At 72.2% G+C, this 25,015-nt stretch carries 23 protein-coding genes; 12 read left to right on the forward strand and 11 right to left on the reverse strand.

Translation table 11 applies throughout. The annotated features are described in order from the left end of the window. Positions 1-2 precede the first annotated feature (2 nt). Both KBB57_RS04925 and KBB57_RS04930 read right to left on the reverse strand, forming a co-directional pair. Positions 3-569 (reverse strand): Uma2 family endonuclease, encoded by a 567-nt coding sequence (locus KBB57_RS04925; protein WP_290747422.1) that lies wholly within the window; start codon positions 567-569, stop codon positions 3-5. A gap of 53 nt (positions 570-622) precedes the next feature. Further along, positions 623-1,843, reverse strand: a complete 1,221-nt coding sequence (locus tag KBB57_RS04930; protein WP_290747423.1) for an NAD-dependent epimerase/dehydratase family protein — start codon at positions 1,841-1,843, stop codon at positions 623-625. Positions 1,844-2,211: 368 nt separating this feature from the next. Between KBB57_RS04930 and KBB57_RS04935 the strand changes: the two genes are divergently transcribed. Then, positions 2,212-3,333, forward strand: coding sequence for a 2OG-Fe(II) oxygenase (locus KBB57_RS04935; protein WP_290747424.1), 1,122 nt, complete (start codon positions 2,212-2,214; stop codon positions 3,331-3,333). 206 nt (positions 3,334-3,539) lie between these two features. Here the strand turns inward: KBB57_RS04935 and KBB57_RS04940 are convergent, their stop codons facing one another. From KBB57_RS04940 to KBB57_RS04955, 4 genes are all read right to left on the reverse strand, one after another. Continuing rightward, on the reverse strand, positions 3,540-4,250 hold the full coding sequence (locus KBB57_RS04940) for a DUF502 domain-containing protein (RefSeq protein ID WP_290747425.1): 711 nt from the start codon (positions 4,248-4,250) through the stop codon (positions 3,540-3,542). A gap of 72 nt (positions 4,251-4,322) precedes the next feature. Beyond that, positions 4,323-5,261 (reverse strand): pseudouridine-5'-phosphate glycosidase, encoded by a 939-nt coding sequence (locus tag KBB57_RS04945; RefSeq protein WP_290747426.1) that lies wholly within the window; start codon positions 5,259-5,261, stop codon positions 4,323-4,325. A gap of 679 nt (positions 5,262-5,940) precedes the next feature. After that, entirely contained in the window at positions 5,941-6,825 is an 885-nt protein-coding gene (locus tag KBB57_RS04950; protein ID WP_290747427.1) for a PfkB family carbohydrate kinase, read from the reverse strand. 10 nt (positions 6,826-6,835) lie between these two features. Beyond that, positions 6,836-7,462 carry a DJ-1/PfpI family protein gene (locus KBB57_RS04955; protein WP_290747428.1) on the reverse strand — a complete coding sequence of 209 codons (627 nt, stop codon included), beginning with the start codon at positions 7,460-7,462 and terminating at the stop codon, positions 6,836-6,838. 604 nt (positions 7,463-8,066) lie between these two features. Between KBB57_RS04955 and uxuA the strand changes: the two genes are divergently transcribed. The 4 genes from uxuA to KBB57_RS04975 all read left to right on the forward strand — a co-directional run bounded on the left by uxuA (position 8,067) and on the right by KBB57_RS04975 (position 11,907). Next, complete coding sequence (gene uxuA, locus KBB57_RS04960) at positions 8,067-9,290, forward strand: mannonate dehydratase (protein WP_290747429.1); 1,224 nt, start codon at positions 8,067-8,069, stop codon at positions 9,288-9,290. Between the two features lie 75 nt (positions 9,291-9,365). After that, on the forward strand, positions 9,366-10,019 hold the full coding sequence (locus KBB57_RS04965) for a methyltransferase domain-containing protein (protein WP_290747430.1): 654 nt from the start codon (positions 9,366-9,368) through the stop codon (positions 10,017-10,019). Between the two features lie 56 nt (positions 10,020-10,075). Continuing rightward, positions 10,076-11,491: a TolC family outer membrane protein gene (locus KBB57_RS04970; protein ID WP_290747431.1), complete on the forward strand. Its 1,416-nt coding sequence runs from the start codon at positions 10,076-10,078 to the stop codon at positions 11,489-11,491. Beyond that, positions 11,488-11,907, forward strand: coding sequence for a hypothetical protein (locus KBB57_RS04975; protein WP_290747432.1), 420 nt, complete (start codon positions 11,488-11,490; stop codon positions 11,905-11,907). Before KBB57_RS04970 ends, KBB57_RS04975 begins: the two co-directional genes overlap by 4 nt. A gap of 289 nt (positions 11,908-12,196) precedes the next feature. On the opposite strand, the gene iolE is transcribed toward KBB57_RS04975, so the two are convergent. Further along, positions 12,197-13,096, reverse strand: coding sequence for a myo-inosose-2 dehydratase (gene iolE, locus KBB57_RS04980; protein WP_290747433.1), 900 nt, complete (start codon positions 13,094-13,096; stop codon positions 12,197-12,199). Between the two features lie 4 nt (positions 13,097-13,100). Continuing rightward, positions 13,101-14,948 (reverse strand): 3D-(3,5/4)-trihydroxycyclohexane-1,2-dione acylhydrolase (decyclizing), encoded by a 1,848-nt coding sequence (gene iolD / locus KBB57_RS04985; RefSeq protein ID WP_290747434.1) that lies wholly within the window; start codon positions 14,946-14,948, stop codon positions 13,101-13,103. Between the two features lie 147 nt (positions 14,949-15,095). On the opposite strand from iolD, the gene KBB57_RS04990 reads away from it, so the two are divergent. The 4 genes from KBB57_RS04990 (at position 15,096) to KBB57_RS05005 (ending at position 19,513) form a co-directional block, all read left to right on the forward strand. Beyond that, positions 15,096-16,514, forward strand: a complete 1,419-nt coding sequence (locus tag KBB57_RS04990) for an NAD-dependent succinate-semialdehyde dehydrogenase (protein WP_290747435.1) — start codon at positions 15,096-15,098, stop codon at positions 16,512-16,514. 107 nt (positions 16,515-16,621) lie between these two features. Next, on the forward strand, positions 16,622-17,437 hold the full coding sequence (locus tag KBB57_RS04995) for an aldolase/citrate lyase family protein (protein ID WP_290747436.1): 816 nt from the start codon (positions 16,622-16,624) through the stop codon (positions 17,435-17,437). Continuing rightward, positions 17,437-18,399 (forward strand): hydroxyacid dehydrogenase, encoded by a 963-nt coding sequence (locus KBB57_RS05000; RefSeq protein WP_290747437.1) that lies wholly within the window; start codon positions 17,437-17,439, stop codon positions 18,397-18,399. The genes KBB57_RS04995 and KBB57_RS05000 overlap by 1 nt, the downstream gene beginning before the upstream one ends. Further along, on the forward strand, positions 18,389-19,513 hold the full coding sequence (locus KBB57_RS05005) for a Gfo/Idh/MocA family oxidoreductase (protein ID WP_290747438.1): 1,125 nt from the start codon (positions 18,389-18,391) through the stop codon (positions 19,511-19,513). The genes KBB57_RS05000 and KBB57_RS05005 overlap by 11 nt, the downstream gene beginning before the upstream one ends. A gap of 143 nt (positions 19,514-19,656) precedes the next feature. On the opposite strand, the gene KBB57_RS05010 is transcribed toward KBB57_RS05005, so the two are convergent. From KBB57_RS05010 to KBB57_RS05020, 3 genes are all read right to left on the reverse strand, one after another. Continuing rightward, positions 19,657-19,965: a type II toxin-antitoxin system RelE/ParE family toxin gene (locus tag KBB57_RS05010; RefSeq protein ID WP_290747439.1), complete on the reverse strand. Its 309-nt coding sequence runs from the start codon at positions 19,963-19,965 to the stop codon at positions 19,657-19,659. Next, positions 19,962-20,213, reverse strand: coding sequence for a CopG family ribbon-helix-helix protein (locus tag KBB57_RS05015; RefSeq protein WP_290747440.1), 252 nt, complete (start codon positions 20,211-20,213; stop codon positions 19,962-19,964). The genes KBB57_RS05010 and KBB57_RS05015 overlap by 4 nt, the downstream gene beginning before the upstream one ends. A gap of 141 nt (positions 20,214-20,354) precedes the next feature. Beyond that, the gene (locus tag KBB57_RS05020; RefSeq protein ID WP_290747441.1) at positions 20,355-21,548 is read right to left on the reverse strand and encodes an ROK family transcriptional regulator; all 1,194 of its coding nucleotides are present in this window, start codon (positions 21,546-21,548) and stop codon (positions 20,355-20,357) included. Between the two features lie 152 nt (positions 21,549-21,700). Between KBB57_RS05020 and KBB57_RS05025 the strand changes: the two genes are divergently transcribed. The 3 genes from KBB57_RS05025 to KBB57_RS05035 are packed head-to-tail and all read left to right on the forward strand — an operon-like array spanning position 21,701 to position 24,825. Beyond that, the gene (locus tag KBB57_RS05025) at positions 21,701-22,966 is read left to right on the forward strand and encodes an ABC transporter substrate-binding protein (RefSeq protein WP_290747442.1); all 1,266 of its coding nucleotides are present in this window, start codon (positions 21,701-21,703) and stop codon (positions 22,964-22,966) included. 43 nt (positions 22,967-23,009) lie between these two features. Continuing rightward, positions 23,010-23,939 (forward strand): carbohydrate ABC transporter permease, encoded by a 930-nt coding sequence (locus KBB57_RS05030; RefSeq protein ID WP_290747443.1) that lies wholly within the window; start codon positions 23,010-23,012, stop codon positions 23,937-23,939. After that, on the forward strand, positions 23,932-24,825 hold the full coding sequence (locus KBB57_RS05035) for a carbohydrate ABC transporter permease (RefSeq protein WP_290747444.1): 894 nt from the start codon (positions 23,932-23,934) through the stop codon (positions 24,823-24,825). The genes KBB57_RS05030 and KBB57_RS05035 overlap by 8 nt, the downstream gene beginning before the upstream one ends. Positions 24,826-25,015: the final 190 nt, after the last annotated feature.

Below are 25,015 nucleotides of genomic sequence, written 5' to 3' on the forward strand. Positions count from 1 at the left end.
CATCAATCCGCCCACGACGCCGACAGCGGAAACCCCACCGCCTCGAACGGCGCCACCCGCACCTCGTCGTCCTCCTTCAGCGCGGCGACCAGCGTCCACGCCCCCTCCCGCAGCGCGAACGCCTCCAGCGTCCGCGCCAGCGGATCGACCAGCCACAGATGCTCGACCCCCGCCGCGCCATAGAGCCGCCGCTTGTCCGTCAGATCGATCCGCCGCGTCCCCGGGCTCAGGACCTCGCACACCCAGTCCGGCGCCAGATCGAACCACGCCGCATCGGGAAACGCCGGCATGCGCTCCCGCCGCCAGCCGGCGATGTCCGGCACGAGCACATTCTCGCCCAGATGCAGCTCCGGCTCGTCGAGGATCCACCACCCGCCGGGACCGCCGCGGCCGCGCTGGAAGGCCCCGTTGAGCTCCCCGCCCAATACCGAGCCCGCCAGGGCATGCCGCGAAGCCGGGCGCGGATGCACATGCAGCGCCCCCTCTATCAGCTCCGCGACCATATGCTCCGGCGCGTCGAGGACGTCCCGGTAGGTGGCGCGGCGCGGGGCGGGGGCGTGGCGGTTCATGCCCGCATCCTAGCGCGTCTGCCCCGCGAGAGGAACGCTCCCCGGCCGCGACCTCAGGAAACCGACTTCAGCCCGCGATGCTCCGGGTCGCGCTCGACGATCTTGGCGATCTCCCGCGTCCAGGCCGACACCGCCGGAACGCGCGAGCGGTCCACCCGGTAGGCGTACTTGCGCGCCACGTCCACCACCTCGGCGAGGAGCCCCTCGGCCAGCGTGACCGGCTCGAGCCCCAGCGCCAGGAACTGGTCGTTCCGCACCACGAGGTCGTTCTCCGCCGCCTCCTTGCGCGGGTTCGGCAGCCAGGCGATCTCCGCCCCGGTCAGCCGCGACACCAGCTCGGCGAGGTCGCGCACCCGGTGCGTCTCCGTCATCTGGTTAAAGATCTTCACCCGCTCGCCGCGCTTCGGCGCGTCGCCGAGCGCCAGCTCGATGCAGCGCACCGAGTCCTGGATGTGGATGAACGCCCGCGTCTGCCCGCCGGTGCCATGCACCGTCAGCGGATAGCCGATCGCCGCCTGGATGAGGAAGCGGTTGAGCACCGTCCCGTAATCCCCGTCATAGTCGAAGCGATTTATCAGCTGCACATGCCGCCGCGTCTGCCCGGTATGCGTCCCCCAGACGATCCCCTGATGCAGGTCGGTGATCCTCAGCCCGTCGTTCTGGGCGTAGAACTGGAACAGGATCTGATCGAGGCTCTTGGTCATGTGGTAGATCGAGCCCGGCCGCGTCGGATAGAGCACCTCCTGCGGGACCGTCCGCCCGTCCAGCGTCTCCACGCCGACGGTCAGATACCCCTCCGGGATCGCCGCCCCCACGGTGGAATAGCCATAGACGCCCATCGTGCCGAGATGCACCAGATGCGCGTCCGTCTCGGTCTCCACCAGCGCGTTCAGCAGGTTGTGCGTGGCGTTGACGTTGTTCGAGACGGTGTAGTTCTTGTGCCGGTCGGACTTCATCGAATAGGGCGCGGCGCGCTGCTCGGCGAAATGCACGATGGCGTCCGGCTTGTGCTCGCGCAGCCAGCCCTTCAGCAGCTCGTAGTCCCGGGCGAGGTCGAGCAGGTGGAAGCGGATCGTCCGCCCGGTCTCCTGCCGCCAGATCCGCGTCCGCTCCTGGATCGAGTCCATCGGCGTCAGCGACTGCACGCCGAGCTCGGTGTCGATCCAGCGCCGGCTGAGGTTGTCGAGGATATGGACCTCGTGCCCCTGGTCCGAGAGATGCAGCGACGTCGGCCAGCCGCAGAAGCCGTCGCCGCCGAGAACCGCGATCCTCATCTTCGTCCTCCCCCGTCGGTCGCCCGCGCTGCGGAGCCCTAGCTCCCTTATGTGACGTTGCCGCGACCGCGCGCAACCGAAGGGCCGCTTTCCGGCGCATTTTGGCCGTATCGTTGGCGCCGCCGCCGGGGGTAAGGCCGCGCCGGGTTCCCGGAGCCGGCGCGAGCCGTCACGCCGACTATATCGACCTTCCTGGCGCATCTTCGCCCTGTCGCCGAGGTAAGGCAGCGGCCGGCCCGTCGGGCTCCCGGAGCCGGCGCGAGCCGTCATGCCGACCGCGTCAGCCTTCCCGGCGCATTTTCGCCGTGCCGCCGGGGAAAAGCCGCGATAGGCTCGACGGGATCCCGAGAGCCGCCGCTTGAGCCGCCATGCCCGACTACGTCAACCTCCTCCCCGGCGACCCCGCGCCGTGGTTCCGCGCCCGCACCGCCGGCAACCCGCGCTACGCCTTCGACAGCGCCGGCGGCCGCTATCTCGTGCTCCTGTTCTTCGGCACCGCCGCCGACCCGCACGCCCGGGCCGCCCTCGCCGCGGCGGCCGCCCGCCCCGACCTCTTCGACGACGCCCGCGCCTCGCTCTTCGGCGTCACCGCCGACCCGGCCGACGAGGCGCAGGGCCGCGTCGCCGACCGCCTCCCCGGCATCCGTTTCTTCCTCGACTTCGACGGCGCCGTCGGCCGCGCCTTCGGCGCGCTCCCCGTGGCCGCGCCCGCCCCCGGCGAGGGCCTCGCGGTGCGGCGAATGTGGATGATCCTCGACCCGACGCTGCGCATCATCGACGTCATCCCCTTCGCCCCCGACCGCTCCGACATCGCCGCCGCGCTCGACCGCCTCGCCGCGCTGCCGCCGCCCGCGCGCTTCGCCGGCGTCGAGCTCCAGGCCCCGATCATCCTCCTGCCCGGCGTCTTCGAGCCCGAGCTCTGCGCCCGGCTGATCGCCCGCTACGAGGCCCATGGCGGCGAGGAATCCGGCGTCATGCGCGACGTCGAGGGCAAGACCGTCGCGGTGATGGACCAGCGCCAGAAGCGCCGCAAGGACCACGTCATCGAGGACCAGGCGCTGATCGGCGAGCTGCAATCGCGCTTCCTGCGCCGCGTCGTCCCCGAGATCCGCAAGGTCCACCAGTTCGAGGCGACGCGCATGGAGCGCTACCTCGTCGCCTGCTACGCCGCCGAGGACGGCGGCCACTTCGCCGCGCACCGCGACAACACCACCCATGGCACGGCGCATCGCCGCTTCGCCGTCTCGGTCAACCTCAACGACGCCTTCGACGGCGGCGAGGTCAGCTTCCCCGAATACGGGACCCGCGGCTTCAAGGCCCCGCCCGGCGGCGCGGTGGTGTTCTCCTGCTCGCTCCTCCACGCCGTCAGCCGCGTCACCTCGGGCCGCCGCTACGCCTTCCTGCCCTTCCTCTACGACGAGGCCGCCGCCAAGCTCCGCGAGGCCAACATGGCCAAGGTCTCCGAGGACATCTCTGGCTACAAGGCCTGACCGCCCCGCCGCCTCGACGAGGGACGCGCTGCTTTGTGGGGCGGCGCGGCCGGTCCCGCGACGGCGCCCGCCGGGAGAAATGCACATGTCTCCCGGCTCGACTCGGAGCGGCAGGGGCGGGGACGGCGGGACCTCACACGCCGGACGTCAAGACGCCCGGCCACGGATCGCGACGGAGCGGACCGCGCGCCCGGCATTACCCCACCTCACCCCTGCCGCGCCGCCGTCCGCCGGGCCGGCGCGGCGGGCAGGGGGCCGGAGACCCGCGGATCCCCGGGCGTCACCATCCCGCCCGAGATCACCACCTTCGCCGCGTCCTCGATCGACATCTCCAGCATCAGCACCTCCGCCCGCGGCACGAAGATCAGGAACCCCGCCGTCGGGTTCGGCGTGTTCGGCACGAAGACGCTGACGAACTCGCCCCCCAGTTGCGCCGCCACCTCGCCCCGCGTCGGCCCGGCGACGAAGGCCACCCGCCAGCAGCCCTTGCGCGGATGCTCGACGAGGCACGCCTGCTGGAACGAGGTGTTCGTCTGGCTGAACACCGTCTCGGCGATCTGCTTCAGCGCGTTGTAGATCCGCCGGATGATCGGCGTCCGGTCGACCAGCCCCTCGCCGGCCCGGATGATCCGCGCGCCGACATAGCCCTTGGTCATCGCCCCCACCAGCGTGGTGAAGACCACGAACATCACCAGACCGAGCCCGAAGATGTTGCGCCCGAAGACGTTCTCCGGGTTGTACTGCCGCGGGATCAGCGGGATCACCCGCGCGTCGACGATGCCGACGATCACCCAGACGAGGTAGATCGTCAGGAACACCGGCAGCACCACCACGAGCCCGGTCAGGAAATTGCCGCGCAGCCGCTGCCCCAGCGGCGTCTTGGGCGGGCGCGGACGCCGGACTGTCTTTCGGGCCATGCGCGAAACCTTCCTTCCGCCGCGAGCCTAGCGCGCTTTCCGCCCCGGCGGAATCGCACGACGATCAAGAATTTACGACACGCCCCCGCCTGCCTCCGCCGCCAGCCGCGCCAGCGCCACGGCGATCGCCGTGGCCACCCGGGCATTGTCGCGCACCAGCGCCACGTTGGTCGCGAGCGAGCGCCCCTCCGTCGCCGCCAGCACGCGGCCGAGCAGGAACGGCGTCACCTCCTTGGCCGAAACCCCCGCCGCGTCCGCCGCTTGCAGCGCGGAGCCGATATGCGGCGCGATCTCCGCCGCCGGGATCTCCGCCGCCACGGGGACCGGATTGGCGACCAGCTGCCCCCCCGGCAGCCCGAGCCGCGCCCGCATCAGGTGCGCCCGCGCCACCGCCTCCGGCGTGTCGAGCCGCAGCGGCGCCCTCAGCCCGCTGTCGCGCGACCAGAACGCCGGCAGCGCGTCCTGGCCATAGGCGATCACCGGCACGCCGCGGGTCTCCAGCGCCTCCAGCGTCTTCGGCAGGTCGAGGATCGCCTTCGCCCCGGAGGCCACCACCGTCACCGGCGTCTGCGCCAGCTCCTCGAGGTCCGCCGAGATGTCGAAGCTCGTCTCCGCCCCGCGATGCACCCCGCCGATCCCGCCCGTCGCGAAGACGGCGATCCCGGCGAGCCGCGCCGCGATCATCGTCGCCGCCACCGTGGTCGACCCCGTCCACCCCTCCGACAGCGCCACCGCGAGGTCGGCCCGGCTGAGCTTGCGCACGTCCCGCGCCGCCGCCAGCGCCTCCAGCCGCGCCTCCGGCAGTCCCACCTCGATCGCCCCGCCCGAGACGGCGATGGTCGCGGGAACCGCGCCCCCCGCCCGGACGACGGCCTCCACCGCCCGCGCCGTCTCGACATTGGCGGGATGCGGCATCCCGTGGGTGACGATGGTCGATTCCAGCGCGACGACCGGCCGCCCCCCGGCGAGGGCCTCCGCGACCTCGGGCGACACCCGCAGCGGCGCGCTCACGACGCCGCCTGCGGGCTGTCCCGGCCGACCGACGCGGGCTCCGCCCGCGAGGCTACGGCGCGACAGGCGAAAGCCCGGCTTTCGCCGCGCCGGCGGCTGGAGCGCGTTGGCGCGGAAGCCGGGAGGGGCGCCGATTTCTCCGGGAGCGCGCCATCCGTCCGCGAGCGCGGAAACGCGCTCGCCCCTCGCAGCGCTACGGCATTCACACATCCCGGCTGAAGCCACGGATCGGGAGGAATGGGCCGCGACGGCGACGCCCGACGGATTTGACCCGCGGCAAATCCGTCCGCGATCGCCCCTGCGGGGGGCGAGCGCGTTGCCGCGCTCGCCGGGGCGACCACGGACGGATTGCGCGCTCCCGCAGAAATCTTCACCCCTGACGGCTTCCGCGCGCAACCGCGCTCCAGCCGTCGGCGCGGCGAAAGCCGTGCTTTCGCCTGTCGCGCCGCAGCCTCGCGGGCGGAGCCCGCTTCGGTCGGCCGGCTATCGGCTTCCTGTCGTTCGGTCCATGGCGGCTGGAGGAGAAGCGTGAATTCGCCAGCCCGCAGGGGCGATCGCGGACGGATTCGCCACGGGTCACATCCGTCAGCCTTCGACGTCGCGACCCGCTTCCGGCCGGGGTCGCGCTCCGCCGACGCGCCGCATGGGCGGCAGGAGCCGGGGCAGGGGCTTCCGGGCATCAGGGGACCTCGCAGGCGTCGGAGCGCGAGACATGCGCCGCCGCGGCGGCGAGCGCAACCGCGAGCGCCGCCGCCGGGTCGCGCCCCTCCGCCCGCGCCACGAGATGCGCCGCGACCAGCACGTCGCCCGCCCCGGTGACCGACCGCGCCGCCACCACGGGCGGCGCCGCCTCGGCCCGGCCCCCGGCCCCCGCCCATGCCGCCCTCCGAGGCCCGTCCGTCACCAGCGCCTCGGACCACCCCTCGGCCCGCAGTGCGGCCGCCGCAACCGCTGCCGAGGGCAGGGGCCGCCCCAGCGCCGCCGCCGCCTCGCCGAGGTTGAGGTAGATCGCCGCCCGGCCGCGGAACGCCGCCCCGGCGAGCGCCCCCGCCTTCGCCGGGCTCGCCGGCACGACCGCCAGCCCGCCGCGCCCCGCCGGCGTCGCGGCCAGCCCGGCGAGGAGGGCAGGGGAGAGGTTGCCGTCCGCCACCACCGGCCCCGGCCACGCCGCCGCCAGCGCGGGCGACGCGAGGATCGCCTCCCCCGCCGCCTCCAGCCCCGCGCAATCGGCGACGGCGGCGACCAGCGCCCCGTCCGGCCCCTCGACGCCGACATAAGTGTCCGTCACGCCCCGCCGCAGCACGTGGGCGCAGTCCACCCCGCGCGCGACCGCCGCCGCGACCAGCGCGGCGCCCTCCGCATCGGCGCCGACCGCGCCGAGCAGCGCCACGGGCCGCCCCAGCCCGGCCAGCGCCAGCGCCACGTTGAGCGCCACGCCCCCGGGCCGGGCCGAGACCCGCCCCGGCGCGTCGTCCCCGGGCAGCAGCGGCCGGGCCGCGCGCGCGATGACGTCGCGATGGACCGCGCCGACGCAGAGCGCCCAGCGGCCCGGCGCAGCGATCAAGCCGCCCCCTTCACGCTGCCCCCGTCACGCCGCCGCCGGCTCGGCGCGCCAGCGGCTCGCCGTGGCGCACCTCGGTGCCGAGCACCGTGTTGCAGTCGCGCATGAACGCCGCCAGCGCCGTCCAGCCCTTGGCCGAGACCATGTTGCCGTCTATGAGCGACTCGGTCGGCGACAGGTCGACATAGGTGCCCCCCGCCAGCCGCACCTCCGGCTCGCAGGCCCCGAGCGCGCCGACGCGCTTGCCCTTCACCACCCCGTCGACCGCCACGAGGATCTGCACCCCGTGGCAGATGGTGAAGATCGGCTTGCCCTCGTCGTGGAAGTGCTTGACCATCGCCTGCACCCGCTTGTCGGTGCGGATGTATTCCGGCCCGCGCCCGCCGGCGCAGTAGACCGCGTCGTATTCCGTCACGTCCACCTCGGCGAAGGTCTTGTTGATCTCCGCGAGATGCCCGTAGCGCTCCAGATAGGTCTGGTGCCCCTCGAAATCGTGCAGCGACGTGCGGATCATCTCGCCCTTCTTCTTGTCCGGGCAGACGACATGCACCGTATGCCCGATCGCCTCCATGCCCTGCTGGTAGACGTAGATCTCGTATTCCTCGGTGAACTCGCCGGTCAGCATCAGGATCTTCGGCATCCTCTCTTCCTCCCCGTGTCGCGGACCTCCGGGCCCGTCGCGCCCGAATCTGACCCCATGCGGGCCCACGAGGCAAGGCCCTGATATATCAGATCCGCGCCGCGCCCGGATCCCGCTGCCCCGGCCGACGGCACACTGCACGACGGTGAAGCCGAAGCCCGGCCGGAAGCAGGCCGCGACGGCGCCGCCAGACGGATTTGACCCGCGGCAAATCCGTCCGCGATCGCCCCTCGGGGGGCGAGCGCGATTCCGCGCTCGCCGGGGCGCTCACGGACGGATTGCGCGCGACGGGGAAATCTTCACCCCTGACGGCTTCCGCGCGCAACCGCGCTCCAGCCGTCGGCGCGGCGAAAGCAATGCTTTCGCCTGTCGCGCCGGGCCTCGCGGGCAAGCCCGCTTCGGTCGCTCGGCACGCGTGCCCCGTGGATCCGGCAGGGCAGGCGTCGTGTAGTGTGGGCCGACAGCAAGCTCCCGTTAACGATTGCACGAAATCAATGGCTTGGCGAGTTTTCACGCGTGAACACGCGGCGCCGACACGGACGCCCGCATCTGCTAATCAGCCCCGGGGGACGCGATTCCCCCAGGGGCTGGAGGGAGACGACGCATGCGGCAGACCTGGCGGTGGTTCGGGCCCAAGGATCAGGTCTCGATCGACGACATGCTCCAGGCCGGCGTCGAGGGCGTCGTCTCGGCGCTCCACCACGTCCCGACCGGCGCCGTCTGGGAGCCCGCCGAGATCGCCCGCCGCCAGCAGGAGATCGCGACCCGGACCGACGGAACCCCCTCCGGCATCGCCTGGGAGGTGGTCGAGAGCCTCCCCGTCTCCGAGGACGTCAAGAAGCAGAAGGGCGCCTGGCGCGAGCACCTCGCGAACTACCGCGCGAGCCTCGGGAACCTCGCCGCCGCCGGCGTCGAGGTGATCTGCTACAACTTCATGCCCGTCCTCGACTGGACCCGCACCGACCTCGCGTACCGCGTCGCCCACGGCGGCACCTGCATGCGCTTCGACCTCGCCGACTTCGCCGCCTTCGACCTCCACATCCTCAAGCGCCCCGCCGCCCCCGACGACTACCCCGAGGACCTCCGCGCCGAGGCCGCCGCCCGCTTCGCCGCCATGGACGACGCGGCCCGCGCCCGCCTCGCCCGCAACGTCGCCTTCGGCCTGCCCGGCGCGGCCGACAACATGACCCTCGACGACCTCCGCGCCCATCTCGACGAATACGGCGCGATCAGCCCCGACCGGCTGCGCGCCCACCTCGTCGCCTTCCTCGAGGAGGTGGTCCCCGCCGCCGAGTCCCTCGGCCTGCGCCTCTGCTGCCACCCCGACGACCCGCCCTTCCCGCTCCTCGGCCTGCCGCGGGTGATGTCGACCGAGGCCGACTACACGGCCGTCATGGCCGCCGTCGACAGTCCGGCGAGCGGGATCACCCTCTGCACCGGCTCGCTCGGCGCGCGGCCCGACAACGACCTGCCCGGCATGATGCGCCGCCTCGGCGACCGGGTTCACTTCCTCCACCTGCGCAACGTCGCCCGCGACACCGACGCGGTCCGCGGCTCGTTCCACGAGGCCGAGCACCTCGGCGGCGCCACCGACATGGTCGCCGTCATTGCCGCCGTGGTGGCCGAGGAACGCCGCCGCGCCGCCGCGGGCCGCGCCGACGCCTCGATCCCGATGCGCCCCGACCACGGCCAGGACATCCTCGACGACCTCCGCCGCCGCGGCCAGCCCGGCTACCCCGCCATCGGCCGCCTCAAGGGCCTCGCCGAGCTCCGCGGCATAATGACCGCGCTCTCCCACCCCGCCCACGGCCTCCCGGCGGCGGGATGACCCCCCGCCCGCATCGCGTTGCCTGCCGGGGGGAAATGTGCGATCACCGCAGGAAAGCCCCGAGGGATGCCTGAAATGGTCGATTTCGCCGCCGCCCGCGAAGCCATGGTCGATTGCCAGGTCCGTCCGTCCGACGTGACCCGCTACCCGATCATCCTCGCCATGCTCGAGGTCCCGCGCGAGGTCTACGTCCCCGACGCGCTGCGCCCCGTCGCCTACTACGGCGAGCACGTGCCCCTGCCGAACGGCCGCGTCATCCTCGATCCGCGGGTGTTCTCCAAGATGCTCGACGCCGTCGAGATCGGGCCTTCGGACCTCGTCCTCGACGTCGGCTGCGCCCTCGGCTACTCGGCCGCCGTCATCGCCCACATGGCCGAGGCGGTGGTCGCCGTCGAGGAGGACGCCGCCATGGCGGCGGCCGCCGAGGCCGCCCTCGCCGCCCAGGGCGTCGAGACCGCGGTCGTCAAGGCCGGCCCGCTCGCCGCCGGCGTCCCCGCCCACGGCCCCTACGACGTCATCGTCGTCGAGGGCGGGGTGGAGCGCCTGCCCGAGGCGCTCGCCGACCAGCTCAAGCCGGGGGGCCGCATCGTCGCCGTCTTCCTCGACGGCGCCCTCGGCCAGGCCCGCCTCGGGCTGAAGATCGACGGCGCCATCGCCTGGCGGCGCGCCTTCGATGCAACGGCGCCGGTGCTTCCGGGCTTCGCCGCCACGAAAGAGTTTGAGTTTTGAGGGGAGGCCCCCCAATACTCCCGCGAGCCCCCGGCAGAGGGGCGCCGAGGTCGAGCATGTCAGAAACGCGCACCCGCCTATCCACCCTCGCCGCGGCGCTCCTCGCCGGCGCCATCGCCTGGTCGCCGCCGGCGCTCGCCGAGACGCTGACCGACGCGCTGATCCGCGCCTACCAGACGAGCCCGCTCCTCGACTCCAACCGCGCCTCGCTGCGCGCGCTCGACGAGAACATCGCCCAGGCCCGCTCGGCGCGCCGCCCGCAGGTCCAGGCCGGCGCCTCGGCGGCGGGCGAGACCGACATCTCCGACTTTCCCTTCGACAACAGCGCCCAGGTCGCGCTGCAGGCGAGCCTGCTCCTCTTCGACAGCGGCGAGAGCAAGGCCGCGATCGAATCCGCCCGCTACGGCGTCGCCGCCGGCCGGGCGAGCCTGGTGAACGTCGAGCAGGAGGTGCTCTTCGCCGCGGTCACCGCCTACATGGACGTGATCCAGGCGCTGGAGTTCGTCCGCATCGCCCAGAACGACGTCCGCGTCCTCGGCGAGCAGGTCGACGCCACCAACAACCGCTTCGAGGTCGGCGAGGTCACCCGCACCGACGTCAGCCAGACCGAGGCCCGCCTCGCCGCCTCGCGCGGCAACCTCGTCGACGCCACCGGCAACCTCGAGGTGGCCCGCCAGGCCTACCTCGCGGCCGTCGGCTCGCTCCCCGGGACGCTGGAGCCGCCGCCGGTGCTGCCCCAGCTGCCGCCCTCGGCGGCGGCGGCGGCGCAACTCGCCGTCCAGCAGAACCCGGCCATGGTCGCGGCCCGCTTCAACGAGCGCGCGGCGGTCTCCGACTTCGACCGCGCCCGCTCCGCCTCGAAGCTCTCGATCACCGCCTCGAGCCAGGTCGACTACACCTGGCAGCGCGTCTCGCCCAACGTCGCGCCGAACACGAGGCTGACCAACGACAGCTACAACCTCAGCGCCTCGATCGACGCGAACCTGCCGCTCTATTCCGGCGGCCGCAACTCGTCGCTGATCCGCCAGGCCCAGCAGGTGCTGGAGCAGCGCAAGTTCGAGGTGCAGGATTCCGGACGGCAGGTGACCGAGCAGGCCAACAACGCCTGGACCCAGCTCGAGGTGGCGCGCGCCTCCATCGTCGCCAACCGCGAGCAGGTCGTCGCGGCGCAGATCGCCTACGAGGGCGTCAGCGAGGAGGCCCGCCTCGGTGCCCGCTCGACCCTCGACGTGCTCGACGCCGACCAGGAGCGGCTGCAGGCCGAGGCCGAGGTGGTCCGCGCCCGGCGCAACGAGTACGTCGCCCATTACGCGGTGCTCCGCGCCATGGGCCTGCTCACCGTCGAGCACCTCAACCTCGGCATCGAGAGCTACAACCCCGACATCTACTTCCGCCAGGTCCAGCGCGCCCCGGTCGGCGGCTACGACACCAGCGTGGTCGAGAAGATCCGCCAGCGCTGGGAGAAGCCGTGAGCGATCCCGAGGAGCCGGGGCAGCGACGCACGGGCGAGGAGACGCCCGAGTCGCTCGCCGAGGTCCTCGCCTCGATCCGCGCCCTCGTCTCGGCCGAGACCGGCGCCCGCCTCGACAACGCGCCGGGCGGCGACGTGATCCTGCTGACGCCCGAGATGCGCGTCGATGCCGCGGCCCCGCCGCCGGCGCGGGCGGGCGAGCTTCTCTCCGACGGCCTCGCGGTGGCGCGCCCCCGCCCGAGCCCGGCGCCGATCTTCGACGAGGAGGCGCTGCGGCAGACGATCAACGACATCGTCCGCGAGGAGCTGCAGGGCGAGCTCGGCGAGCGCATCAGCCGCAACATGCGCCGCCTGATCCGCCGCGAGATCGCCCAGATGCTCGACGAGGCGCAACGCCCCCCCGACGCCGAGGCCTGACCCGTCGCGCCCCGCCCCGGCCGGGCGCAGCGCCGCCCTCGGGGACCCCGCAGGGGGGTCCCGCTCGGCCGCCGCTTGGCGGTCGGCCGGCTGCGCGGCCTCCCTCGATCGGGGGCGCGGCGCCGCTCCCCCTCCAACCTGCGGGTCGTGAGGGCTCGCCTCGCGCCCCAAGGCCGGCGCTCCGGGCGCCCCCGGTCCCTGCCGATGCCCCCTTGAGATGTCGCCGGGCCCGGGCGCAACCCGCGAGGCCGGGCGGGGCGGCCGCCCCGAGATGCGGCCGGCGTCAGTATCAGGCCTCGACCGTATACCCCGCCGCCGCCATGACCCGCTCCAGCTCGCGGTGCCCGACCTTCGCCATCTCCAGCGGCGGGCTCACCTTCGGGTCCTGCTCGGCCTCGACGACGAACCAGCCCTCGTAGCCGTGGGCGGCCAGCCGCCTCACGATCGCCTCGAAGTCGAGGTCGCCGTCGCCGGGCACGGTGAAGGCTCCCTTCACCACCGCGTCGAGGAAGCTCTCCCGGCTGCGGTCGAGCCCGTCGATCACTCTGCGCCGGACGTCCTTGGTGTGGACATGGCTGATCCGGGCGTGGTGGTTGTCGATCACCCTGAGCACGTCGCCCCCGGCGAAGGCCATGTGGCCGGCGTCGTAGAGGAGCGGGATCCCCTCGCCGGAATGCTTCATGAAGAGGTCGAGCTCCCGCTCCGTCTCGATCGCCGCCGCCATGTGGTGGTGATAGGCGAGCGGCATCCCCTGCCCGGCGCACCATTCCCCGAACGCGGTCATCTTCCGCCCGTAGGCGGCGATCTCCTCCTCCGAGAGCTTCGGCTTCGTGGCGAGGGGCTTCGAGCGGTCGCCCTGGATCGACCGCGCCGTCTCGCCGTAGACGATGCACGGCGCGCCGGCGGCCTTGAAGAGCGCCATCTGCGCGGCGATCCGGTCCTTCTCGGCCTCGATCTCGCCGTCGAGCAGCAGCCCGGAGAACCAGCCCCCGCAGACGCTGATCCCGTAGCGCCCGAGGATCGGCCCGAGCACCGCCGCGTCCATCGGGAAGCGCCGGCCGGTCTCCATGCCGGTGAACCCGGCCTCGCGCGCCTGCCGCAGGCATTCCTCGAGGCTCACGTCGTCGGACAGCTCCGCGAGGTCGTCGTTCCACCACGCGATCGGGGCGATGCCCAGCCTCGCCTTCATCGCCTCACACTCCCACCCGCTGCCTCGCCCGGATCTCGACCTGCCTCGCATGCGCCTCCCGCACGCTGTCGCGCTCCGAGACCTCCGGCACGCCGACGTCCCAGTCCGCATCCCCCGGCGCCCAGGCGAAGGCGTCGGTGTCGATCGAGATCACCGTCGTCCGGTCGGTCCCCTGCGCCCAGGCCATGGCGTCCGCGAGATCGGCGAGGCTCTCGCAGCGCCGCGCCAGCGCCCCCATCGATTCCGCGTGCTTGACGAAGTCGACGGCGAAGGGCGCCGTCACCCGGCAGTCGCGGATCAGGTTGTTGAAGCCCGGCGTCCCCTTGGCGTTCTGCAGCCGGTTGATCACCGCATAGCCGCCGTTGTCGCAGACGACGAGGATGAACTTGTGCCCCGCGAGCACCGAGGAATAGATCTCCGAGTTCATCATCATGTAGGTGCCGTCGCCCACCATCACGATCGGCGTCGTCCCCGGCCGCGCCATGGCGTAGCCCCAGCCGGCCGAGATCTCGTAGCCCATGGTCGAGAAGCCGAACTCGCAGTCGAAGGTGTTCGGGCTCTTCACCCGCCAGCCCTTGACCAGCTCGCCCGGCAGCCCGCCCGCCGCGGTGAGGATCGGATCCGTCGGCCGCGCGGCGGCATGGACCGCCGCGATCGCCTGCGCATAGGTCGGCGTCTCGGCGTTGGTCGGCTTCTGCAATTCGTCGAGGATGCCGTTCCACTCCGCCATCAGCGGCCGGATCCGCGCCGTCCACGCCGCCGGCGCCTTCCAGTCGCCGAGGCCTGCATCCATCTCCGCCACCGTCTCGCGCGCGTCGCCCACCACCGCGAGCGAGCGGTGCTTGGTCGCGTCCCAGCGCGCCGCGTTGATCCCGACGATCCGCGCGTCGTGGTTGAACACCGTCCAGGACCCGGTGGTGAAGTCCATCAGCCGGGTGCCGATCGCCAGCACCACGTCCGCCTCGGCCGCCAGCGCGTTCGCCGAGGTGGAGCCGAGGATGCCGATCGGCCCGGCATGGGCGGGATGGTCGTGCGCGACCGCGCCCTTGCCGGCGATGGTCTCGGTCAGCGGGATGCCGCGGTCGGCCGCGAACTTGGCCACCACCTCCTCGGCCAGCGAGTAGCGCACCCCGCCGCCCGAGATGATCAGCGGCTTCTTCGCCCCCTTGAGCAGCGCCACCGCCTCGGCCAGCCGCACCCGGTCCGGCCGCGGCCGCGGCACGGTCCAGACATTGGGCGCGAAGAACGCCTCCGGGTAGTCGAACGCCATCTCCTGGGCGTCCTGGCAGAGCGCGAGGAACGCCGGCCCGCAATCCGCCGGGTCGAGCATCGCCGCCACCGCCTGCGGCAGCGAGCCGATGATCTGCTCGGGGAGCGCGATGCGGTCCCAGTAGCGCGTCACCGCCTTGAAGGCGTCGTTCACCGTGATCGTCGGGTTCCCGAAATGCTCCACCTGCTGCATCACCGGGTCCGGCCGGCGGTTGGCGAAGCTGTCGCCGGAGAGGAGCAGCACCGGCAGCCGATTCGAGTGGGCGAGACCGGCGGCGGTGACCATGTTGGTCGCCCCCGGCCCGATCGAGGAGGCCGCCACCATGATCTGCCGCCGCCGCTTCGCCTTGGCGAAGGCGATGGCGGCCAGCGCCATCGACTGCTCGTTCTGCCCGCGCCACGTGGGCAGTATTTCCTGAACCGGCTCAAGCGCTTCGCTGAGGCAGGTGACGTTGCCGTGGCCGAAGATCGCGAACACCCCGGCGAAGAGCGGGACCTGCTCGCCGTCGATCTCGGTGAACTGGTTGCAGAGATAGCGCACCAGCGCCTGCGCCATGGTCAGTCTGATCGTCGACGCGGTCATCTCGCTCCTCCCGCAGCGGTTTCCGGACGTCTTACGGAATGGTTGTTGACAAAGCAATGGGTATGCAACAAACGTTGCGCGACGCCGGGCAGAGACCCGGGGGCAGGGGGCGTCCACGGGGGGAAGGCGATGTACCGGAGCTTCGGATTGTTCATCGACGGAGCCTGGACGCAAGCCGCCGGCGGCGCCGCCGAGCCGGTGATCAGCCCGGTGAGCGGCAAGCCGCTCGGCGACGCGCCGAGCGCGGCCGTGTCGGACACCGAGGCCGCGATCGACTCCGCCGGCCGCGGCTTCATCGCCTGGCGCGCCCGCTCCGCCTTCGAGCGCGCCGACGCGCTCCACGCCATCGCCGACGAGATGCTCCGCCGCAAGGCCGAGGCGGCGCGGATGATCTCGACCGAGACCGGCAAGCCGATCGCCCAGTCCGAGCGCGAATGGGGCCTCTCCATCGACCAGTTCCGCTGGCACGCCGAGGAGGCGCGCCGCATCTACGGCCGCATCGTCGAAAGCCGCGTCCCCGGCGGCCGCTTCGAGGTCACCCGCGAGCCCGTCGGCGTCGTCGCGGCCTTCACCGCCTGGAACTTCCCCGCGGCGCTCCTCGCCCGCAAGATCGCGCCGGCGCTCGCCGCCGGCTGCGCGGTCATCGCCCGCCCCTCGAGCCAGACCCCGGGCGTCGCCATGGCGCTGGTCGACTGCTGCCGCGCCGGCGGCCTGCCGCCGGGGACGGTCAACCTCGTCGTCGGCGCGACCGAGGCGACCTACGCCCCGATCATGGCCGCGCCCGCCGTCCGCAAGGTCTCGCTGACCGGATCGACCCGCGTCGGCCAGCAGATGATCCGCGACGCCGCGGCGACGATGAAGAAGGTGACGATGGAGCTCGGCGGCAACGCGCCGCTGATCGTCTTCGACGACGCCGACCTCGCCACGGCGCTCGACGTCTCCGTGCCGACCAAGTTCGCCAATGCCGGGCAGGTCTGCGTCACGCCCGACCGCTTCCTCGTCCACGAGAGCCTGCACGACGCCTTCGTCGAGGGCTTCGCCACGCGGGCCAAGGCCCTGAAGCTCGGCGACGGGCTCGACCCGGGCGTGCAGATGGGGCCGTTGATCAACGCCCGGCGCCTCGCCGAGATCGAGGCCGTCGTCGCCGGGGCCACGCGCGCGGGCGCCCGCGTCGTCGCCGGCGGGGGCAGGGCGGCGGGCTTCAACGCCGGGTTCTTCCACGAGCCGACGGTGCTCGCCGACGTGACCGACGACATGCCGGTCTTCGCCGAGGAGAACTTCGGACCCGTAGCCGCCATCGCCAGCTTCCGCGACGAGGACGAGGCGCTCGCGCGCGCCAACGCCGGCGAGATGGGCCTCTCGGCCTACGCCTTCACCCGCAGCCCCGACCGCGCCCGGCGCGTGGTGGCCGGGCTCAAGGCCGGGATGGTCGGGATCAACAGCTTCGCGCTCGCCGCCTCCGAGGCGCCCTTCGGCGGGGTCCGGCATTCCGGCATGGGCCGCGAGGGGGGCACGGAGAGCATGTCCGACTATCTCGATGTCAAGCTCGCGCAGATCGTGTTCTGAGACCTTGACGGATGGTTGACGGGATATGGAATCATGAATGATATGAATGACTTGATCTCACTATCACGCGTGTTAGCCGCAAACGGCGGCGTGCCGGGGAGGCGCGGATGATCCCGAACCGGCTGCGGGCGATCTGGGCCGAGGGGCGGCCGACGATCAACGCCTGGCTCTCGATCGGCAACCCGTTCACCGCCGAGATCATGGCGGCGCAGGGCTACGACAGCGTGACGATCGACGTCCAGCACGGGGCGCTCGACTACACGGACGTGCTGCCGATGCTCCAGGCGGTGCGGGCCTCGGGGGCGACGCCGCTGGCGCGGGCGCCCTGGCTCGACCCGGGGATGATCATGAAGCTGCTCGACGCGGGCGCCTACGGGGTGATCTGCCCGATGGTGAACACCGCCGCGCAGGCGGCCGAGTTCGTCTCCTGCGTCCGCTATCCGCCGCTCGGCCAGCGCAGCTTCGGGCCGACGCGGGCGGTCTACGCCGCCGGGGCGAACTACGCGGCGGAGGCCAATTCCGAGATCCTCACCTTCGCCATGGTGGAGACCGCGGAGGCGATGGCGAACCTCGACGCCATCGCCGCGACGCCGGGGCTCGACGGCATCTATGTCGGGCCGGCGGACCTGACGCTCAGCCTCTCGAACGGCAGCCGCGCCCCCGGCTTCGACCGCGAGGAGCCCGATCTCGTCGACGCGCTCCGGACCATCGTCGCCGCCTGCCGGCGCGCCGGCATCCGGGCGGCGCTGCATTGCGGGACCCCGGAATATGCGGCGCGGGCCATCGGCTGGGGGTTCGACATGACCACGGTGAGCGGCGACGCCCGCCTGCTCGCCGCCGGCGCCGCGGCGAGCGTGGCGCGGTTTCGCGAGCTCACCGGCGGCGGCGCGACGGCCGCCGCCAGCGGGAAGGCCGGCTACTGATGCCCCATGTCCTCGTCGCCGGCGCGCTGCACCCGAGCGGGCTCCGGCTCTTGCGCGACTGCCCGGACCTGACCTTCGACTACGTCGAGGAGGTCTCCGAGGCGAGCTACGCGCCGCTGGTCGACCGGGCGGACGCGCTGGTCATCCGCACCCAGCCGCTCACCGCCGCGACGATCGCGCGGGCGCCGCGGCTCAGGATCGTGTCGCGGCACGGGGTCGGCTACGACACGGTCGACGCGGCGGCGCTGACGGCGCGGGGAATCGCGCTGGCGGTGTGCGGGGACGTCAATTCCGTCTCGGTCGCCGAGCAGGCGATGATGCTGATGCTCGCCGCGGCGAAGCGGGCGCTCCGGGCCGACCGCTCGGTGCGCGCGGGGGACTGGAGCTGGCGCAACCGGCTCGAGCCCTGCGAGCTCGGGGGTAAGCGGCTCCTGATCGTCGGCTACGGCCGGGCGGGGCGGCACGTGGCGCGGATGGCGGCGGCGTTCGGGATGGAGGTGCGGGCCCATGATCCGTTCCTCGCCGGGCGCGGCTGGCCGGAGGGGCCGGTCGCCGCGGTCTCGCTGGAGGAGGGGCTGCCCTGGGCGGACTTCGTCACTCTCCACGCGCCGCGGACGGACGGGGCGCTGCTCGGGTCGGCGGAGCTGGCGGCGATGAAGCCGACCGCGATCCTCGTCAACACCGCGCGCGGCGGGCTGCTGGACGAGGCGGCGCTGGTCGCGGCGCTGACGGAGGAGCGGCTGGCGGCGGCGGGGCTCGACGTCTACGAGGACGAGCCGGTCGCGCCGGAGAACCCGCTCCTCGCGCTCGACCAGGTGGTGCTGTCCCCGCATGTCGCGGGGCTGACGACCGAGTGCGCCGAGCGGATGGCGCTGGGCTCCGTCCAGAACGTCATCGATTTCTTCGCCGGGCGGATCGACCCGGCGCTCGTGGTCAACGGAGCGCCTGTCCATGCCGGGTGAGAAGCCGCAGCTTCGCATTGGGCTGATCGGCTCGGGGTTCATGGGCAAGACCCACAGCTTCGGCTTCGCCACCGCCCAGCGGGTGTTCGACCTGCCCTATGACCTCGTGCTGCACACCCTGGCGGACCGCGACGAGCCGGCGGCGACGGCGGCGGCCGCGGCGCTCGGGTTCGCCGGGGCGACGGGGGACTGGCGGGCGCTGGTCGCCGATCCGGACATCGACCTCGTCGACATCACCGCCCCGAACGCGCTCCATCGCGAGATGGCGCTGGCGGCGATCGCGGCGGGCAAGCACGTCTATTGCGAGAAGCCGCTCGCTCCGCGGGCGGCGGAGGCGCGCGAGATGGCGGAGGCGGCGGAGGCGGCCGGGGCGCGCACCCAGGTCGGGTTCAATTATATCTGCAACCCGATGCTGCGGGTCGCGCGGGAGATGATCGCGGCGGGGGAGCTCGGCGAGATCAGGAGCTATCGCGGCGTCCATGCCGAGGACTACATGGCCGACGCGGCGGCGCCCTTCAGCTTCCGCAACGACCCCGTCGGCGGCGGGGTGCTGGCGGACATCGGGAGCCATGCGCTCGCCACGGCCGAGTTCCTGCTCGGGCCGATCGAGTCGGTGATGGGCGACGCGGTCACGGCGATCGCGCGGCGGCCCGACGGGGCAGGGGGGACGCGGGCGGTGGAGACCGACGACGTCGCCCGGGCCTTCGTGCGCTTCGCCGGGGGCGCGTCGGGGTCGATCGAGGCGAACTGGGTCGCCATGGGCCGCAAGATGCAGCACGACTTCGAGGTCTACGGCTCGAAGGGGGCGCTGCTGTTCACCCAGGAGCGGCTGAACGAGCTGCATTTCTACAGCGCCGCCGACGCAGCGGGGCGGCGGGGCTTCCGGCGGATCGAGGCGGGGCCGGACCATCCGCCCTACGGGCGCTTCTGCGTCGCGCCGGGGCACCAGCTCGGCTTCAACGACCTGAAGGCGATCGAGGTCGCCGGCTATCTCGACGCCATCGCCGGACGGATCCCCGAGCCCTTCAACTTCCGCGCCGGGCTGCGGGTGCAGGAGCTGGTCGAGACCATCCTGCGCTCGTCGCGGGAGCAGCGTTGGCTGGCGACGGCCTGAGGGCGCCTGCCGCCACGGGCATCATCGGAGACTTCGCGGCCCGTGAAACCGAAACTGGCGCGCCCGGCCTTCGACGCGCCGCCTGGCCGCAAGCACCGGGTGCGCGGCGATCACGACCCGGACCGGCTGGTCCGTTCCTCGCATCAACCGACGTTCATCCGTTCCCGCAAGGCCTGCGCCAGGTCGCGGGCGGTATGGAATACGGCCAGTATCGTCACCGCCTCGGCGTCGACCTCATAGACGATCAGATAGGGCAGTCCCGAAACGCTCAGCTCGCGGGTTTCGGGGTGGCGGCCGGGACGCCCAAGCGCCGGGAACCGGGGCAGCTTCAGCGCCGCCGCCACTATCCCGCGATAGACCCCCTCGGCGGCGACGGGATTGTCCATCGCAATGTAGTCCACGATGCCTTCGAGATCGCGGGCGGCGGGTTCCGCAATGACCAGATGCTTCAACGCGCCCAGCCGTGCTTCGCCGCGATCCCGGCAAAGACCTCATCGGCAGGCTGCACCTCGCCCGCCCGCGCGGACTCGATTCCCGCCGCGATCCGCTCCATCTGCCACGCGTTGGCTTCCAGATACTGCTCGATCGCCTGATTGACGATGTAGTTGCGGGAACGGTCCATCGCCCGCGCCAGGGCGTCGATCTCCGGCACCTTGGCCGTGCGGATGGTGATGGGTTCGGTTGCAGCGTGTCGCGGCATGATGTGCTCCGTTGTAATCACCTGTAATCATATAGCGGAAGCCACCTGCGCGGAAGCCCCGCAGGGGATCGCGGCTTTCCTTGAAGCGAAAACCACCCTCACTCCGGGGCGCGATTCCTGAAGGCCCTCGGGCCCCCTCCGTCACCCGAGGCGGCCCACGTCGCGCAGCACCAGCCCGACGGCGCCGAGGAGCGAGTCCGTCTCGGTGAAGCGCCCCACGGCGATCCGGGTGCGCTGCGCCGGCGGCAGGCCGCGGGCCTTGATGAGCGCCTGCCGCTCGTAGGCGCGGACGAGGGGGGCCATCAGCAGGTCGCCCGCCAGCGCCATCCGGCCGCCGATCAGGATCAGCGGCGGGTTCAGCATCGTGCCCACCATGGCGAGGCCGCGCCCCGCCCGCCCGGCGGTGTCCTCGATCAGCCCGAGCGCGCCGGCGTCGCCGGCCTCGGCCATGCGGATCGCCGCGTCCATGTCGACGGCGCGGCCGGCGAGGCGCGACAGCTCGGCCAGCGGGCGGGCGAAGCTCGCCGAGATCTCGAGGCAGCCGCGATTCCCGCAGCGGCAGAGCTCGCCCGCCGGGTCGAGCGAGACATGCCCGAACTCGCCGCCGCCGCCGGCGACGCCCTTGACCAGCCTTCCGTTCGCGACGATCGCCCCGCCGACGCCGAGATCGACCTTGAAGAGCACGAAGTCCGGCTCGCCGACCGCCGCGCCCCAGGTCATCTCGGCGATGGCGGCGCAGTTGCTCTCGTTGTCGGCGAAGATCGGCCGGCCGAAGGCGGGCTCGAACACCTCGCGGATGTTGAGCCCGGCCCAGCCGGGGATGATGCTCGCCCGATGCACCGTGCCGTCGGGCGCCACCGGCCCGGAGACCGAGACGCCGACCCCGATCATCCCGGCCGGCGCCAGCCCGGCCTCGGCGTAGGCGGCGGCGGCGGCGGCGCGCGCCGCCTCGGCCGCCGCTTCCGGCGCATAGTCGAGCGAGAGCGGAATGGTTTTTTCGGAAATGACGGAATGGGAGACATCCGCGACCATGACGCGGACGTCCTCCAGGCCCAGGTGGAGCCCGACGCAGGTGCCGGCCTCCGGGTTGAGCGTGAGCGCGGCCGAGGGCCGGCCGACGCCGCGGGCGGCGGGCGCGCCCGCCGCCTCGACCACGAGGCCCGATTTGCGCAGCCCCGCCAAGGCCGTCGACACGGTGGAGCGCGCAAGGCCGGTCGCCCGCGCCAGCTCGGCGGCGGAAAGCGGCCCCTGCGCCCGCATCGCCCGTACGATGCGGCCCTGGGCGCTGTCGGCGCCGCCGCCGCTCGTCAGCCTCTCCAGCCCGGTTCCGGTCATGGCGACCTTTTCCTCGTCCGCGCGCCGGTCCGGCGATTGACAACCGGGATATGTTCGGAATAGGAAAAATTCAACCCTCGCAGAAGGGGGCGTCGCAAGGGGCGGCGCAGCGAAGCCGGCGCAGGGATCCGCGCCGCAGCGGGAGGAAGAACATGCGGACAAGAACGGCGCTCGCCGCCATCCTCGGCGCATCCGTGCTCGCCGGCGCGGCGGCCGCGCAGGACGCGCCCCACGTGCTGATGCTGCACCAGTGGGCGACCGGCTCGGACGCCGCCGCCATCGCCAAGCTCGGCGAGATGTTCACCGCCCGGGGCGGCGTCTGGGAGCAGACCGCGGTCGCCGGCCACACCGCGAACACGCTGGCCAAGCTCCGCGCCGACGTCCTCGCCGGCAACGCCCCCACGGCCGTGCAGCTCAAGGGCCCCGAGATCGCCGAGTGGAACGCCACCGGCAAGACCGCCAACCTCGACGAGCTCGCCGCCGCCGAGGGCTGGGACGCGCTGGTCGCGCCGGAGCTCCTCGAGGTGATGAAGCCCGACGGCCACTGGGTCGCCGCGCCGATGAACATCCACCGCATCAACTGGCTCTACGCGTCCGTGCCGACGATGGCGGCCGCCGGCGTCGCCGAGCTGCCGAAGACCTGGGCGGAGTTCAACGCCGACTGCGACAAGGCGATCGCCGCCGGCAAGATCTGCCTCGCCCACATGAGCGCCGACTGGACCGACGCCACCACCTTCGAGGTGGTCGTCTACGGCACGGACATCGACCTCTACCGCAAGGCCTTCGTCGAGGGCGACCCCGAGGCGCTGCGCTCCGAGGGCATGGTCAAGGCGCTGGAGCAGTTCCGGCTGATGGTCGACAAGTACATGGACCCGGCGATCGCGGGCCGCGACTTCGACACCGCCCTCGGCATGGTCGCGAACGGCGACGCGATGTTCTTCATCATGGGCGACTGGTCGATCGGCACCTTCAACGCCGGCGGCTATGCCTACGGCAAGGACTACACCTGCGGCGCGGCGCCGATGGACTGGGGCGGCCCTGGCTTCATCCTGAACGCCGACTCGGTGGTGTTCTTCGAGCAGTCGAAGCCCGCCGACATCGAGGGCCAGAAGATGCTGGCGACGCTGATCCTGTCGCCGGAGTTCCAGGTCGCCTTCAACCAGGCCAAGGGCTCGATCCCGGCGCGGATGGACGTCGACCTCAGCCAGGGCTTCAACCCCTGCCAGCAGCTCAGCCAGCAGGACCTCAAGGCCTCGATCGAGGCGGGGACGCTGGTGCGCTCGATGGCGCACAACATGACGGTGCTGCAGAAGTATCGCGGCGCGATGATGGACGTCATCACCGAGTTCGTGAACTCCGACATGAGCCCCGAGGACGCCGCCAACGCCATGGCCGACGAGGTCGAGGCGCAGATGTGACAAGGCGGGGCGGCGGCCCGGCCGCCGCCCGCAGGAAGCGGCGATGACCTACACGACCGTTCCCGTCCCGGCCGCCGAGCCGGCCTGGCGCAACCGGCTGCGGAGCCACGGGCCGCTCCTCGTGCTCCTGCCGTCGTTCCTCGCGAGCTTCGTCTACGTCGTCGTCTTCACGCTCTGGACGTTCTACATCTCGCTCTCGGACTCGACGCTGCTGCCGACCTACGGCTTCGTCGGCTTCGAGAACTACGCCGCGCTGTGGGCGAACCGGCGCTGGAACATCGCCTATACCAACCTCTTCCTGTTCTCGGGCTTCTACGTGGCGGGCTCGATGGCGATCGGGCTCCTGCTCGCCATCCTGATCGACCAGCGGGTGCGGGCCGAGGCGGCGTGGCGGACGATCTTCCTCTATCCGCTGGCCGTGTCGTTCGTGGTGACCGGCACGGTGTGGTCCTGGCTCTACTCGCCGACGGCGGGGATCGAGTTCCTGGTGCGCGCGCTCGGCTGGAGCGACTTCTCGTTCGCGTTGACCACCAGCCGCGAGCACGCGATCTGGGCGGTGATCCTGACCGGGATCTGGCAATCCTCGGGCTTCGCCATGGCGCTCTTCCTCGCCGGGCTGCGCTCGGTGGACGGCGATCTGGTCAAGGCCGCCGCGATCGACGGGGCGAGCGCGTTCCGCACCTATCGCAAGGTGATCCTGCCCTCGATCCGGCCGATCTTCATCGCGGTGGCGGTGGTGCTGTTGCAGTTCGCCATCAAGACCTTCGACCTCGTGGTGGCGCTGACCGGGGGCGGGCCCGGCATCTCCACGACGTTCCCGGCGATCTTCGTCTACGACCTGATGTTCCAGCGCGGGCAGATCGCCATCGGCGCGGCGGCGGCGATCATGATGCTGCTGGCGCTTGCCGTGGTTCTCGTGCCTTACGCGCTCTTCCTCATCTGGCGGCGCAGGCAGGAGGCGGGGGATGGCTGAGGCGCTGGTCCTCGATCCCGAGGCGGCGGCGGCGCGGCGGCGCCGGCTCGGCGGGCTCGTGGCGGTCTACGGGCTGCTCGGGCTCTTCTCGCTCGTCTACCTGCTGCCGCTCTTCGTGGTGATCTTCAACTCGTTCCGGCCTCTGCCGGAGATCCTTCAGAACGGGCTGATCGCCTTTCCGCGCTCGATCGGCTTCTCGGCCTGGGGGGACGCCTGGTCGTCCTACTGCATCAACGGGCTCTGCGAGGGGATGCGCGGCAACTTCGTCAACTCGCTCAAGATGGCGATCCCGGCGACGATCATCTCGACGCTGCTCGGGGCGGTGAACGGCTACGTGCTGTCGAAGTGGCGGTTTCCGGGGTCGGAGACGCTGTTCACGATCATGCTGTTCGGCGTGTTCATGCCGGGGCAGGTGGCGCTGATGCCCTGGGCCTACGTGCTCGGCGCCACGGGGCTCTCGAACACCACGGCGGGGCTGGTGCTGATCCACACGGTGCAGGGGATCTCGTTCACGACGCTGTTCTGCCGCAACTACTACGTCAACATTCCCGACGACCTGATCAAGGCGGCGCGGATCGACGGGGCGGGCTTCTGGCGCATCTTCCGCAAGATCGTGCTGCCGCTGTCGCCGCCGATCCTGATCGTGACGGTGATCTGGCAGTTCACGGGGATCTGGAACGAGTTCCTGTTCGGCGTGGTCTTCACTTCCGGCAAGGCGCAGCCGATCACCGCGGCGCTGGTGGCGCTCGCCTCGGACCAGACCAACGTGCGCAACTACGACGTGATGAGCGCGGGCGTGCTGATCGGGGCGCTGCCGCCGCTGCTGATCTATTTCTTCGGCGGGAAGTACTTCGTGCGCGGGCTGACGCAAGGGGCGGTGAAGTGAGCGTGGACGCTGCGCGACGCTGGAACGCAAACCCCGCCGGAAGCAGGTCGCGACGCGTGACGCCAGACGGATTTGACGCGTGGCAAATCCGTCCGCGATCGCCCCGCGGGGGGCGAGCGCGATTCCGCGCTCGCCGGGGCGATCACGGACGGATGGCGCGCAACGGGGAAATCGGCGCCCCCGCCGGCCT

Source organism: Amaricoccus sp., from assembly GCF_017993425.1.
Lineage (GTDB): Bacteria > Pseudomonadota > Alphaproteobacteria > Rhodobacterales > Rhodobacteraceae > Amaricoccus.

Bases quoted from the DNA above. Each gene is read 5' to 3' on its own strand.
- KBB57_RS04930 (WP_290747423.1), bottom strand. From the start codon at position 1,843: ATGAGGATCGCGGTTCTCGGCGGCGACGGCTTCTGCGGCTGGCCGACG.
- KBB57_RS04925 (WP_290747422.1), bottom strand. From the start codon at position 569: ATGAACCGCCACGCCCCCGCCCCGCGCCGCGCCACCTACCGGGACGTC.
- KBB57_RS04965 (WP_290747430.1), top strand. From the start codon at position 9,366: ATGGTCGATTTCGCCGCCGCCCGCGAAGCCATGGTCGATTGCCAGGTC.
- KBB57_RS04995 (WP_290747436.1), top strand. From the start codon at position 16,622: ATGATCCCGAACCGGCTGCGGGCGATCTGGGCCGAGGGGCGGCCGACG.
- iolE (WP_290747433.1), bottom strand. From the start codon at position 13,096: ATGAAGGCGAGGCTGGGCATCGCCCCGATCGCGTGGTGGAACGACGAC.
- KBB57_RS04940 (WP_290747425.1), bottom strand. From the start codon at position 4,250: ATGGCCCGAAAGACAGTCCGGCGTCCGCGCCCGCCCAAGACGCCGCTG.
- KBB57_RS05035 (WP_290747444.1), top strand. From the start codon at position 23,932: ATGGCTGAGGCGCTGGTCCTCGATCCCGAGGCGGCGGCGGCGCGGCGG.
- iolD (WP_290747434.1), bottom strand. From the start codon at position 14,948: ATGACCGCGTCGACGATCAGACTGACCATGGCGCAGGCGCTGGTGCGC.
- KBB57_RS04970 (WP_290747431.1), top strand. From the start codon at position 10,076: ATGTCAGAAACGCGCACCCGCCTATCCACCCTCGCCGCGGCGCTCCTC.
- KBB57_RS05005 (WP_290747438.1), top strand. From the start codon at position 18,389: ATGCCGGGTGAGAAGCCGCAGCTTCGCATTGGGCTGATCGGCTCGGGG.
- KBB57_RS05015 (WP_290747440.1), bottom strand. From the start codon at position 20,213: ATGCCGCGACACGCTGCAACCGAACCCATCACCATCCGCACGGCCAAG.
- KBB57_RS05020 (WP_290747441.1), bottom strand. From the start codon at position 21,548: ATGACCGGAACCGGGCTGGAGAGGCTGACGAGCGGCGGCGGCGCCGAC.
- KBB57_RS05030 (WP_290747443.1), top strand. From the start codon at position 23,010: ATGACCTACACGACCGTTCCCGTCCCGGCCGCCGAGCCGGCCTGGCGC.
- KBB57_RS05000 (WP_290747437.1), top strand. From the start codon at position 17,437: ATGCCCCATGTCCTCGTCGCCGGCGCGCTGCACCCGAGCGGGCTCCGG.
- KBB57_RS05025 (WP_290747442.1), top strand. From the start codon at position 21,701: ATGCGGACAAGAACGGCGCTCGCCGCCATCCTCGGCGCATCCGTGCTC.
- KBB57_RS04955 (WP_290747428.1), bottom strand. From the start codon at position 7,462: ATGCCGAAGATCCTGATGCTGACCGGCGAGTTCACCGAGGAATACGAG.
- KBB57_RS04935 (WP_290747424.1), top strand. From the start codon at position 2,212: ATGCCCGACTACGTCAACCTCCTCCCCGGCGACCCCGCGCCGTGGTTC.
- uxuA (WP_290747429.1), top strand. From the start codon at position 8,067: ATGCGGCAGACCTGGCGGTGGTTCGGGCCCAAGGATCAGGTCTCGATC.